This window comes from Pseudomonas sp. NFACC41-3, from assembly GCF_900109505.1.
Classification (GTDB): Bacteria; Pseudomonadota; Gammaproteobacteria; order Pseudomonadales; family Pseudomonadaceae; genus Aquipseudomonas; species Aquipseudomonas chlororaphis.
The window spans coordinates 386708-399245 of sequence record NZ_FOAE01000005.1; the positions used below are offsets into that span (position 1 = coordinate 386708).

The 12538-nt window shown below is 64.4% G+C and carries 9 protein-coding genes; 1 reads left to right on the top strand and 8 read right to left on the bottom strand.

Annotated elements, in window-relative coordinates; genetic code table 11:
• Positions 1 to 16 precede the first annotated feature (16 nt).
• From BMY68_RS23315 to BMY68_RS23345, 7 genes are all read right to left on the bottom strand, one after another.
• Positions 17 to 1546: a DHA2 family efflux MFS transporter permease subunit gene (locus BMY68_RS23315; protein WP_085534118.1), complete on the bottom strand. Its 1530-nt coding sequence runs from the start codon at positions 1544 to 1546 to the stop codon at positions 17 to 19.
• Positions 1547 to 1611: 65 nt separating this feature from the next.
• The gene (locus tag BMY68_RS23320) at positions 1612 to 2814 is read right to left on the bottom strand and encodes an HlyD/EmrA/EmrK family protein (protein ID WP_085534116.1); all 1203 of its coding nucleotides are present in this window, start codon (positions 2812 to 2814) and stop codon (positions 1612 to 1614) included.
• 15 nt (positions 2815 to 2829) lie between these two features.
• Positions 2830 to 4299 carry an efflux transporter outer membrane subunit gene (locus tag BMY68_RS23325; protein ID WP_085534115.1) on the bottom strand — a complete coding sequence of 490 codons (1470 nt, stop codon included), beginning with the start codon at positions 4297 to 4299 and terminating at the stop codon, positions 2830 to 2832.
• Positions 4300 to 4773 carry a MarR family winged helix-turn-helix transcriptional regulator gene (locus tag BMY68_RS23330; protein WP_009044607.1) on the bottom strand — a complete coding sequence of 158 codons (474 nt, stop codon included), beginning with the start codon at positions 4771 to 4773 and terminating at the stop codon, positions 4300 to 4302.
• A 208-nt stretch (positions 4774 to 4981) separates the two neighbouring features.
• A complete protein-coding gene (locus tag BMY68_RS23335) occupies positions 4982 to 8656 on the bottom strand; it encodes a translocation/assembly module TamB domain-containing protein (RefSeq protein ID WP_085534113.1) in 3675 nt (1224 codons plus the stop codon).
• The gene (locus tag BMY68_RS23340) at positions 8653 to 10380 is read right to left on the bottom strand and encodes an autotransporter assembly complex protein TamA (protein ID WP_085534111.1); all 1728 of its coding nucleotides are present in this window, start codon (positions 10378 to 10380) and stop codon (positions 8653 to 8655) included. Before BMY68_RS23340 ends, BMY68_RS23335 begins: the two co-directional genes overlap by 4 nt.
• 63 nt (positions 10381 to 10443) lie before the next feature.
• Positions 10444 to 11094 (bottom strand): GNAT family N-acetyltransferase, encoded by a 651-nt coding sequence (locus tag BMY68_RS23345; RefSeq protein ID WP_085534109.1) that lies wholly within the window; start codon positions 11092 to 11094, stop codon positions 10444 to 10446.
• 202 nt (positions 11095 to 11296) lie between these two features.
• On the opposite strand from BMY68_RS23345, the gene xthA reads away from it, so the two are divergent.
• Positions 11297 to 12109 carry an exodeoxyribonuclease III gene (gene xthA, locus BMY68_RS23350; RefSeq protein ID WP_062825315.1) on the top strand — a complete coding sequence of 271 codons (813 nt, stop codon included), beginning with the start codon at positions 11297 to 11299 and terminating at the stop codon, positions 12107 to 12109.
• Between the two features lie 55 nt (positions 12110 to 12164).
• Here the strand turns inward: xthA and BMY68_RS23355 are convergent, their stop codons facing one another.
• Positions 12165 to 12491: a YegP family protein gene (locus BMY68_RS23355; RefSeq protein WP_062825314.1), complete on the bottom strand. Its 327-nt coding sequence runs from the start codon at positions 12489 to 12491 to the stop codon at positions 12165 to 12167.
• Between the last annotated feature and the right edge of the window lie 47 nt (positions 12492 to 12538).

Consider the following 12538-nt stretch of genomic DNA (forward strand, 5'->3'; position numbering starts at 1 on the left):
CTGCCCTACCGCACCCTCAATGCCCCGCCGACGCCGGCCCGGCCTTGGCGGTGAACGGTGGCTTGGCCAGCCACACCAGCAGGATCAGCGCCATGAAGCTCCAGCCCAGCAGCGTGAAATAGTCCACGGTGGACATCATGTACGCCTGCCCGGTCAGCACCTGGTCCAGCTGCGCGTAGGCCTGGTTGCTGGCACCGCCCAAGGCGTTCAGGGCATCGCGGGTGGCCGGCTCGAAGCTGCTGATGTGCTCACTCATGTAGGCATGGTGCTCGTTCGCCCGGCGGATCCAGATCCAGGTGGTCAACGACGCGGCGAAGCTGCCGCCCAGGGTCCGCAGGAAAGTGGCCAGGCCGGCGCCATCGGCGATCTGGTGCGGCGGCAGGTCCGACATCAGGATGCTCAGGGTCGGCATGAAGAACAGCGCCACGCCAATACCCATGAACAGTTGCACCAGGGCGATGTGCTGGAAGTCCACCTCGTTGGTGAAGCCGGCACGCATGAAGCAGCTCAGGCCGATCGCCAGGAACGCCAGCCCGGCCAGCAAGCGCAGGTCGAACTTGTGCGCGTACTTGCCGACGAAAGGCGACATCAGCACCGGCAGGATACCGATCGGCGCCACCGCCAGGCCGGCCCAGGTCGCGGTGTAGCCCATCTGGGTCTGCAACCACTGCGGCAGGATCAGGTTGATGCCGAAGAAGCCGGCATAACCGCCCACCAGCACGATGGTGCCGATGCGGAAGTTGCGGTGGGCGAACAACCGCAGGTTGACCACCGGATGGCGGTCGGTCATTTCCCAGATCACGAACACCGCCAGGGCAATCACCGAAATCAGCGTGCCGATGATGATGAAGTTGGATTCGAACCAGTCCAGGTCGTTGCCCTTGTCGAGCACGATCTGCAAGGCACCGACGCCGACGATCAGGCTCAGCAGGCCGATGTAGTCCATCGGTTGGCGGCTGGTCACCACCGGCCGCGCCTTCAGCTGCTGCTTGACCACCCAGGCGGCGAACAGGCCGATCGGCACGTTGATGAAGAAGATCCACGGCCAGCTGTAACTGTCGGTGATCCAGCCGCCGAGAATCGGCCCGGCAATCGGCGCCACCACCGTGACCATCGCCAGCAGCGCCAGGGCCATGCCCCTTTTCGCCGGCGGGTAGACCGCGATCAGCAGGGTCTGGGTCATCGGGTACAACGGCCCGGCCACCACCCCTTGCAGCACACGAAAGCCCACCAGCTCGGGCATGGAGGTGGAAATCCCGCAGAGGAAGGAGGCCAGCACGAACAGCAGGGTGGCCCAGATAAACAGCTTCACCTCGCCGAAGCGCCGGCTCAGCCAGCCGGTCAGCGGCAAGGCGATGGCGTTGCTCACGGCAAACGAGGTGATCACCCAGGTGCCCTGCTCCGAACTCACCCCGAGGTTGCCCGAGATGGTCGGCAAGGCCACGTTGGCGATGGTGGTGTCGAGCACCTGCATGAAGGTCGCCAGCGACAGGCCGATGGTGCTGAGCAACAGGCTGGGCGGCGTGAAAGAGGCGTTATTGCTCATCGCGAATCCTATGAAGCGAGGCAGGCGCCGCGGCCGCTAACGGCCGCAGCAGAGGGATCGGCGAATCAGCGCTGCGCGGTCTTGCCGATGGCGGCGCTGTTGTCGTGGATCAGGCGGGCGATCAGGGCATCGGCTTCGCTCAATTGGCGGTCGTAGACGTTGGTGCTGAACGACGCCTTTTGTGGCGGCTGCTGGGCCAGCACCGGGCCGCTCTGGTCATGCAGGTCGACGTTGACCACCGTCGACAGGCCGACCCGCAGCGGGTGCCTGGCCAGCTCTTCGGTATTCACATGGATGCGCACCGGCACCCGCTGCACGATCTTGATCCAGTTGCCGGTGGCGTTCTGCGCCGGCAACAGGGCGAAGGCACTGCCGGTACCGGCGCCCAGGCTGTCGATGGTGCCGCTGTACTTGACGTCGCTGCCGTAGATATCGGCTTCGATGTCCACCGGCTGGCCGATGCGCATGTCACGCAGCTGGGTTTCCTTGAAGTTGGCGTCGATCCACAGCTGGTCGAGCGGAATCACCGCCATCAACGCGGTGCCCGGCTGTACCCGCTGGCCCAGTTGCACAGTGCGCTTGGCGACATAACCGGTCACCGGGGCGATCAGGGTGCTGCGGGCGTTGGTCAGGTAGGCCTGGCGCAACTGTGCGGCGGCCGCCTGCACGTCCGGATGGTTCGACACCACAGTGTCGTCCACCAGCGCGTTGGTGGTGTTGAGCTGCTGCTGGGCATTGGCCAGGGCGTTCTGCGCCGAGGTCAGGTCGTCGCGGGCGTGGGACAGTTCTTCCTGGGAAATCGCCCCGCTGCTGGCGAGGGTCCGACGACGGTTGAAGTTGTCCTGGGCCTTCTGCACTTCGGCCTTCTGCGCTGCCACCTGGGCGCGCATGCCGTCGACATTGCTGTACAGCCCGCGCACCTGGCGCACAGTGCGGGCCAGGTTGGCCTCGGCGCTTTGCAGGCCGACCTCGGCATCGTTGGGGTCGAAGTTGATCAGCACCTGGCCTTCGTGGACCAGGTCGCCATCGTCGGCGCCGATGCTGACCACCGTACCGGTGACCAGCGGGGTGATTTCCACCACGTTGCCGTTCACATAGGCGTCGTCGGTGCCTTCATTCCAGCGTCCGTAGAGTTCATACCAGGCAAAGACCCCCAGCCCGCCCAGGACGATCAGCGCCACCAGGCCCAGCAGCATGACCTTGCGCTTGCGCGGGTTGGCGGTGTCCGGGGTGTTTTCGGGAGCGTTGTTGGTTGCGGCAGTGGCCATGATGAGTACCTTGAATTATTGAGTGCGCGAGGCTGGGGTCGGGGTGGCCGCGGCCAGATTGTCGGTCTGGAAACCACCGCCCAGGGCCTGCATCAGTTGGATCGACAGGTCGATCTGCTGGGCATTCAGGGTCGCCAGCTGACGCTGGGCCTGCAGTAATTGCTGCTCGATGCTGAGCACGTCCAGGTAATTGCCGATCCCCGAGCCGTAGCGCTGGACCACGGTGTCGTAGGAGTCCTGGGCGATGTCGGTGGCGTGTTGCTGGGCGGCGATCTGCCGACCGATGTCACGCAGCTGGGAGATGGTGTCGCTGACATCCCCCAGGGCATTCACCAGGCTCTTGTTGTACTGCGCCACGGCCAGGTCGTAGTCGGCGTCCCGGGCATCCAGGTCGGCGCGCAGGCGGCCACCGTCGAAGATCGGCAGCGACACGGTGGGGGCGATGTTGAAGAAGCGGCTGGCCGATCCGAACATCGCGTCCCCCAGCAACGCTTGAGTGCCGGCAGCGGCGCTCAGGTTGAGGTTGGGATAGAAGTTGGTCTTGCCGGCGTCGATGCTCTTGCTCGCCGCCTCGACCCGCCAGCGCGCGGCCACCAGGTCCGGACGGCGGCCCAGCAGTTCCGCCGGCAGCACCGATGGCAGGGCCACCGCGCTGGCCTGCAAGACTTTCGGCCGGGCGATTTCGTTGCCCCGGTCCGGGCCTTTGCCGAGCAATACCGCGAGGGCGATCTTGGCGCTCTGCAGGTTTTTCTCGGCATCGATCAGGCTGGCTTCAGAGCTGGCCTCCAGGCTTTCGGTCTGCTGGTACTGGTACTGGCTGTCGATGCCCGAACTCAGGCGTTTCTGGCTCAGGTCGAGCATCTGCCGGGTGCGCTTGAGGTCTTCAGTGGCCAGGTCATGGACGATATGCGCCTGGCCCAGATCGCTGTAGGCCCGGGCCACGTCGGCGGCCAGGGTCAGTTGCGCGGCCTGGCGATCGATCTCGGCGGCGCGGGCCTGGCCCAGGGCGGCTTCCCAGGTATCGCGCTGGCCGCCCCAGAGGTCGAAGGTGTAATTGAAGTTGCCTGTCAGGCTGCGCATCGTGCTGTAGTTGTCGCCCTGCCCGCTCGGGTCCTGCGAACGGGACAGGCGCGAGCGGCTGACACTGCCGCTGGCGTCCAGGGTCGGCATGCGTGCCGCGTCCGCGGCATAGGCCGCCGCGCTGGCCTGGTGGGCGCGGGCACTGGCGATCTGCATGTCGGGGCTGTCGTGCAGGGCTTCGCGGATCAAGCCATCGAGCTGTGGATCGCCCAGGCTCTTCCACCAGTCGCTCTTCGGCCAGGCCGCCGGCGACAGGGTCACGCCACTCAGGGATTGTCCGGCCTTGAGGGATTTGGCATCGAGGCTCACCCCTTCGGTTGTCAGGCCACTGTAGTTGGCACATCCAGCCAGGCTCATGGCCAGCAGCACCAGGCTCAAACGGGCACGCAAGATTTTACTGCTCATTTACTTATCACCTACCCGCAACACGGTGATCGGGTCACCGGCCGCCAGCAAAATTTTCTTGAGGATCTGTTCCAGGGTTTTCAACTCTTCGGGGGTAATGGCGCCGGCCAGTTCATTCATGGCGTTGGCGCCGATGTGCGGCAGGCAGTCGGCGAGCTTCTGGCCCTCCTCGGTGAGCACCAGGCGCACCTGGCGGCGGTCGTGCTCCGAGCGTTGGCGGGCGAGGAAATCCTTCTGCTCCAGGCGATCGAGCATGCGGGTCATGGAACCGCTGTCCAGGGACAGGTGGCGGCACAGCTCGGCCGGAGTGTCGACGCCGAACTGGGCCATGATGATCAGCACCTTGAACTGCGCGGCGGTGATGCCGTGGGGTTCCATGTGGGTGTCGATGATCCGGTCCTTGAGCAGGGCCGCGCGGCCCAGCAAGAGCCCGAGGTGGCAATTGTGGAAATCGTCTGGGGTGAAGTGCTTCATCTGACCACCTGTTAGCTGCCTAGGCAGCGAAAGTATGTCGAGATGTTACTGCCTAGGCAGCCAATATCCAAACAATAATTAGCATGCTCACTATTAAGCTAATTAATGGGAAGCCTTGAAGTCGAAAATCGGCGGGAGAATTACCAGCAGGAGGAGCGCGGTGGTGAACGCCAGCCCCCTCGCCAAAGGGGACTGGATTGCCGACGAGCTAGAAGTCGCGCTTGTAGAAGATATCCAGCGAGCTGGCGACGCCACTGGCCGCTTCCAGGTAGACCTTTTTGCTCAGCTTGTAGCGCAGGGCGATGGTGTTGGCCGGCTCGAAGACCCCCACCCCGTAACGCAGGCTGAGCCGCTCGGAGATATTGCCGCTGGCCACCACGCTGGTGGTGTTGCCGCTGCCCTGGGTGTCGAGCTGGAAGTCGTCGATCCCCAGGTCCTTGGCCAGCCCGCCGGTGATGTTCGAACTGCCCATCAGGCCCAGGCCCAGGGCGGCTTGCGCCAACATGTTGTTGTCCTCGCCGGTGGTGCTCAAGGGACGCCCGAGCACCAGGTAAGACAGCGCCTGTTCCTGGCTCATCGCCGGCTCCGAGAAGATCTGCGTGGTCGGTTGTTCGGCACTGCCACTGAGGCGGATACCGGCGATCACGTCATCGGTCTGGCGAATCGCCTCGATGTCCAGGTACGGCTGGTCGATCGGCCCGGCGAACAGCAGGCGCGCCCGGCGCACGGTCAGGCGCTGGCCGTAGGCGCGGTAGCGGCCGTCGTTGAGCCACAGTTCGCCACGGGTGTCCATGTTGTCGCCGATGTGCACGTGGCCTTGCAGGTTGGCGGTCAGGCCGAAACCGGTGAAGCTGAGCTTGTCCTCGCCGACCACCACGTCGATGTCCATCGCCATGGCCATCGGCGCTTTGCCCTCCTCGGTCTGGTGGCCGATGATCACCGTGTCGTCCGACACCTTGACCGTCGATGGCGGCAATTCACGGATGGTGATCTCGCCCTTGGGCACATGGACCTTGCCGGCGATCGCCAGCTTGTCGTCCTTCATCGAGATCTTCAGGTCCGGCGCCACGTCCAGCACCGCATAGGGCTCGACGGTGACCGGCAGTTGCGAGCCTTTCAGGTTCAGGTCCACCACCAGCGCCTGGCCCCAGGCGATATTGCCGTTCAGGCTGCCCTGGCCGGCCTTGCCGCTCTTCCAGCCGCCGCTCAACTGCACGCTTTCACCGGCGATCAGCGCCTGCAATTGCAGGTCCTGGAGACTGATGGGCAATTCAGGGCCGGAAACTTCGCCACCACTAAGGGCCAGGTTGCCATTGACCTGCGGCGCCAGCAGACCGCCGGAGATGCGCCCGCTGCCATTGAGGGTGCCGGTGAGCTTCTCGACCATCGGCACGAACGGTCGCGCCACCGCCAGGTCCAGGCCGCTGAGGCGGAACTCGCCGGACAGCGGCTTGTTTTTCGGCAGCGGATTGATCTGCGCCTGTAGCATCAGCTCGCCGAGCTTGCCGCCACTGAACGCCAGCTGGGTGTCGATACGCTTGGGGTTGAGGGTGGTGTCGAGTTTCAGCGTCTGGTACGGGAAGTCCAGCCACTGCTGCTTTTCCTTGACCCGCAAGGTGCCGCCGCTGGCGTCCAGCAGGATCCGCCCCTGCGGGCCGTCGGCCGGTACGTCCAGCTTGATATCGGCGTTGAGCCGGCCCTTCCAGGCAAAGTCCTTGGGCAACCACTGCGCGAGGCTGTCGATCGGGAACTGCTTGAGGTGGTAGCGCAACCTGGGCTCGGGCATCAGCCGCTGATCCTCGCCGCAAAGGCTGGCATCGCCACTGGCCCAGCAATGGGCGCCGAAGTTGAGCTTGCCGTCGGCCAGGTATTCGAGCTTGGCCGGGGCTTGCAGCCTCCAGTCCTGGCCACCGGTCTGGATATCGCCGCTGGCCAGGCGCCCGCGCCAGTTGCCCTGGTCCAGCTTGCCGTCCAGGCCCAGTGCCAGCTTGAGCTGCGGGCCTTGCAGGTCCAGTTGCAGCTTCTGGTTCTTGATATCGCCCTGGCCGCTGGCCGTCAGTGTGCCCAGCGCGGTTTCGCCGACCTGGATGCCGGCCCCCTTGAGGTCGATTTGCGCCCGTTGCGCGCTGTCCAGGTTGGCATCGAGCTTGAGGCTCTGCAGGCGATTGTCGGCGAACACCAGTTGCTGGCCTTGCAGGTCGAGCTTGCCCTTCGGCGCCTTCAGGGTGCCCGCCACATCGAGGCGGCCGTTGAGCTGGCCACGCAGCTCGGGCCACAGCTGGCCGAGACGCGGCAGCTTGATATCGAGTTGCCCGGCCAAACGCTGTTGCAGGCGCCCGGAACCGTTGATGCGGTTGTCGCCCAGGCGGATGTCCAGGGTGTTCAGGTTCCACTGCTCGCCAGCGCCATCGGCCTTGGCCTGCAGCACCGCGGGCTGGCCGCGCAACTTGCCTTTGAGGTCGAGGTCGGCGTTGAGCTTGAGTTGCTCGTTCTTCATTTCGCCCTGGCTGCGCAGCGGCCCGGCCAAAGTGCCCGGTAGCTCGGCGACCCAGTACGCCGGGTTGATCGCCGACAGATCCAGGGCGGTATCCCAGGCGATGCCATCGGCGAATTGCAGGTTCAGGTGGCCTTCGGCCTTGCCCTGGCCGGCGGCCAGCTTGAACTGGGGCAGGAAGATTTTCGTCAGGTCGCCGCTGAACGGGCTGCTGAGGCTGAACGCCCCCGCCGGGCCATCGAGGTCGCCCTTGAAGTTGCCCAGATAGTTACCATCGCGATAGGCGACCTCGGCCGTGAAGCGGCGCACCGCCACCGCGGGCTCTTCGATCAGCGGGTACAGGCGATGCCAGGGGAAATCCAGCCAGTCGAGCCTGGCTTCGGCGTTCAGGCCCTGGCTCCAGTCCAGCTGACCGGTCAGCTTGAGGTTCTGCTTGTCGTTGGCGCTCAGGTCCAGCGCGGCAATCTGCGCGCCCTTGGCGTCGACCTTGCCTTGCAGCGCCAGGGCCACCGGCCCCTGCTCGGCCGGCAGAGTGGCCTTGCCCAGCAGTTGGTAACCCGTCTTGAGGTCGCCTTTGCCGGTCAGTTCCAGCTGATTGAGCATCAGGGTATCGGGCAGCTCGGCGCTGGCCTTGAAGCCATCGGCGGTGATCCGCACCTGGGCCGGCAGGTTCTCCGCCAGCGGTTGCAGCTCACCGCTCAACCGGCCTTGCAGGTAACCGCTGCTGTCGGCCGCAAGCTTGAGGGTCTTCAACAGGTCGCCGTCGACCTTCAGCGCCAGCGCCCAGGGTTCGCTGCCGGGCGCCGGCAGGGTCAGGGTACCGGTGGCGCTCAGTGGCCAGTCGCCGCTGGGCGACAACAACCCCGAAAGCTTCAGGCTGAGGTCGTCGCGTTGCAGGCTCACCGAGTCGATCTGCAGGCCCTTGGCCGTCCACTGCACCGCCAGTTGCAGGCCCTTGAGCGCCTCGCTGCCATTGAATTGCAAGCTACCGACCCGCACCTGCCCCAGCTCGATAGCCACAGGCAACTGCAGATCCGGCAGGCTGATCGGGCCGCTGCTTTGTTCTTCCGCGCCCGGCGGGAATTGCAGGCTGACCTGCTCCACGTCCAGTTGCTCGATGCACAGGGTCATGCGCATCAGGCACGCCGGCGACCAGGCGAATTTCGGCGCCTGGAGTTCGACCCGGCTGCTGTCCTGCTGCCACAACAGGTGATCGGCGCTCCACTGTCCGCCTAAGTGGCCGGCGAAGTTTTCCACGCTCAAGCCCGGCACCAGGCCCAGGGCCCAGCGACTGCCGGCCTGGGTGCCGAGTATCGAAGCCAGCGCCAGTACCAGCACCGCCACCAGCACAAGCAGCGCCAGCGCCACGATCTTCAAACCACGCTTCACAGCTCAGGCCCCATGGAAAAGTGCAAGCGAATGCCGCCGTCATCGTCCAGCGCATGGGCCAGGTCGAGGCGGATCGGCCCCACCGGGGACACCCAGCGCACACCGACACCGACCCCGGTCTTGAGGTTCGGCAGTTCAAGTTTGTCGAAGGAGTTGCCCTGGTCGACAAAGGTCGCCAGGCGCCATTTTTCCGCGATGGAGTACTGATACTCGAGGCTGCCGGCCACCATGTAGCGCCCGCCGATCCGGTCGCCGTCGGAGTTCTCCGGCGACAGGCTCTGGTAGTCGTAGCCGCGCACACTCTGATCGCCACCGGCGAAAAAGCGCAGCGACGGCGGAACCTTCTTGTAACCGTTGGTGGCGCTGCCACCAAACTGCACCCGGCCGAGGAAACGATGGTTGTCCCATACCGTGGTCAGGCCCTTGAGCAGCACGGTGCCATATAACAGGTTGGTGTCCGAGCCCAGCCCTTCCTTGGCCACCTTGCTGTCGAATTGCAGGCGATAGCCGTTGTGCGGGTCGATGCGGTTATCGCTGCGCAGGTAGGAATAGCTGATGCCGGGCATCAATAGGGTACTCAGGCCCGAGTCGTCGCCAAGGCGGTATTCCTCGCGTTGCCACTTCAACGAGATGACCCGCTGCCAGCCGCTGGGCAACTTGCTGTGCCACTCGGGACCGAGGGTGAGCAGTTTACTCAGGGTGTCGGTGTTGGCGATTTCTTCGTTCTGGTAGCCGCCGGCAAAACGCAGCTTGTCGGTCAGCGGCGGGTCCAGCGGTATGTCGTAGAACAGGCCGACGTTCTGCCGTGGCGCGGAGACTTCCGCCTCCCAGCCATAGCTGTGGCCTTGGGCGTTGACCCAGTGTCGGGTCCAGTTGGCCTTGGCCCGCGGCCCGACGTCGGTGGAAAAGCCCAGGCCCAGGCCCATGGTGCGCGGCTTGCGGGTTTCCAGCTGGACCGCCACCGGAATCACCTCGGCGGCGGCCGCGGTCGGCGCCGCGTCGACCCGCACGCCCTCGAAGTAACCGCTCGATTGCAGCGCCTGGTTAAGCTCGGCGATCAGTTCAGAATCGTAGGGAGTACCGGCCTTGAACGGCACCATGCGTTGCAGCAGGTCTTCGTCGAACGGCGTATCGCCGGCAAAACTGACCTTGCCCAAGGCGTAACGCGGACCGCTTTCGTAGACCAGCTCGATATCCGCCACCCCGGCCTGGGGGTCCACCGCCAGCTTCTGCCGGGTGAAGCGCCCGCTGAAAAAGCCGTAGCGCGACGCCTGGTTCTGGATCAGCCGCTTGGCGTCTTCGTAATGACCGTGATTGAGGACCGCGCCGCTTTTCAGCTGGTCGCTCCTGGGCACACGAAAGCCCTTGAGGGAGGCCGCCGGGCCGTCGACCCGGATGGTGACGTTGCGCAGGTGCACCGGCTCGCCAGGATCGATATTCAGCACCAAACGCGGCTTTTCGCCGCCTTTGACTTCGCTGCTGATCTGCGGCTGGTAGTAGCCCAGGGCCTGGGCGGCCTTGCGGGCCTGCTCCTCGGCGCCACGGCTGAAACGCAACAGGGCTTCCTCGTCGCGATCGCCCACCCCGCCGATGTAGCCTTCCACATTGGCCTTGAGTTCATCGTTGGAGGGTTTGACCCTGACGTCCAATTCGCTTTGCGCCAGTGCCGCACAGCTTGTGAACAGCAGCAACAAGCCGCTGGTGAATCTTCCTGAAAACTTCATAGGCGCGAATGCTATCACGAGCTGGGAGCCCGATAGAGCGCACAAATGTGAGGAAAGTTCTGTTCAGCCGATCGCGCTTTGCAGAACCTGCGGGTTGGCGTGAAAGAAAACGTGCTCGCGGACCGGACCGACGGCGATCTCGCCAATCTCTTCATAACCCTGGCGCTCATAGAACGCCAGGTAACGCGGGTTGCCGGTGTCCAGCACCACACCCTGGGAGTGTTCGTCCACCGCGCACCAGTTGTGCACCGCCTGCAGCAACTGCTCGCCGAAGTGCTTGCCCTGGAATTGCGGATGAATCCCCAGCAAGGGCAGGACGTGCACCGAATCGCTGGGCAGGCAACCCAGCACCGCGGCGTGATAGTCCAGGTAACGCCGGGTGCAACGGAAACCGGTACTGAGCACCATCCGCAGGCGCCAGGCCCAACTCTCGGTAATACCCAGGCGACGCTGGGGCGGCGCGATCAGGGCGATGCCGATCAGCCGGTCATTGACCAGCAGGCCGATGGCCGGCAGGTCCTGAATGAAGTGCTGCTTGACCAGCTCCCGCACCGTGGCCCGCACCCGTTGTTCGTAACCCGGGCGTTCGGACTCGAACAGATAAGCGAAGGTCGGCTCATGGCGATAAGCCTGGTACAGCAGGGAACGGGCTTCGCGGGCGTAGCCGCTGTCGAGCATGTGAATGTCGGCGATGGCAGTCGAGGTTTCAGGCATGGCGATTGGTCTCCCCTGGGCCCGGCTTGAAGTGACCGCGCTGGGTGGCGGCGTTCTTCTGCGCGGTTGTTATAGCTACGAACCTTTCAGGCTCGTGATCGTTCCACCGCCCATCGACCTTAGCAGCGCATCTGCCCTGCCGCCACGCTGGCCGCCGCGCGACTTGTCGGCTAGCATCGCAGTTTTGCCAGGACTGCCGACCATGAAGATCGTCTCGTTCAACATCAACGGGCTGCGCGCCCGCCCCCATCAGTTGGCGGCGCTGATCGAAAAGCATCAACCGGACGTCATCGGCCTGCAGGAAACCAAGGTGTCGGACGACCAGTTCCCCCTGGCCGAAGTCCAGGCGCTGGGTTATCACGTGCATTACCACGGGCAAAAAGGCCACTACGGCGTCGCCCTGCTCTCGCGCCTGGCGCCGCTGGACCTGTACAAAGGCTTCGATGGCGACGATGAAGATGCCCAGCGACGTTTTATCTGGGGCACCTTCGCCGATGCCGATGGCACCCCGGTGACCATCATGAACGGCTACTTCCCCCAGGGCGAAAGCCGCGACCACCCCACCAAGTTCCCGGCCAAGCAGCGCTTCTACAGCGACCTGCAGCACCTGCTGGAAACCCGCTTCAGCAACGAGCAGCCGCTGCTGGTCATGGGCGACGTGAACATTTCCCCGGAAGACTGCGACATCGGCATCGGCCCGGACAACATGAAACGCTGGCTGAAAACCGGCAAGTGCAGCTTCCTGCCGGAAGAGCGCGAGTGGATGGCCCGCCTGAAGAACTGGGGCCTGGTGGACAGTTTCCGTCACCTCAATCCCGAGGTGGCCGATCGCTTCAGCTGGTTCGACTACCGCAGCCGCGGTTTCGAGGACGAGCCCAAGCGCGGCCTGCGCATCGACCTGATCATGGCCTCTCGCGGCCTGCTGCCACGGATCAAGGATGCCGGGGTCGACTACGACCTGCGCGGCATGGAGAAACCTTCCGACCACGCACCGATCTGGCTCGAGCTGAGCTGATCGCCCGGCACAAAAAAGCCTATCCTGAGATGGGCTTTTTTATTGCTTCAGCGTCTCAACACAGCTCGACCCGGGTGCTGGTGCCAGCCTGCATGATGGCCTCGATGGCGGACTCACGGGTCGGCTCCGAGTCATACAAGTGGCTGACCAGGATCACCTCCTTGCCGGCCTTGAGATTGAAGTAAGGTTTGCCACCGGGGGCGATCTTCTTTTCGTAACTACCCGGGGACGTGCAGTGCTTGCGGAGCAGCGCAATGGCTGCCTCGACACTCTCACGACAAGGGTAACGGTCGCTTTGAAGCATGGTCTGCGCGTCCTTGGACTTCAGCAAGAACCTGAAACCACCGCTGCCATATTGCTTCAGCTCGAACCAGCCACTCATTTCATACTCCTTTGACACAAGCAAATTGCAGCCAGGGCTGCATCGAC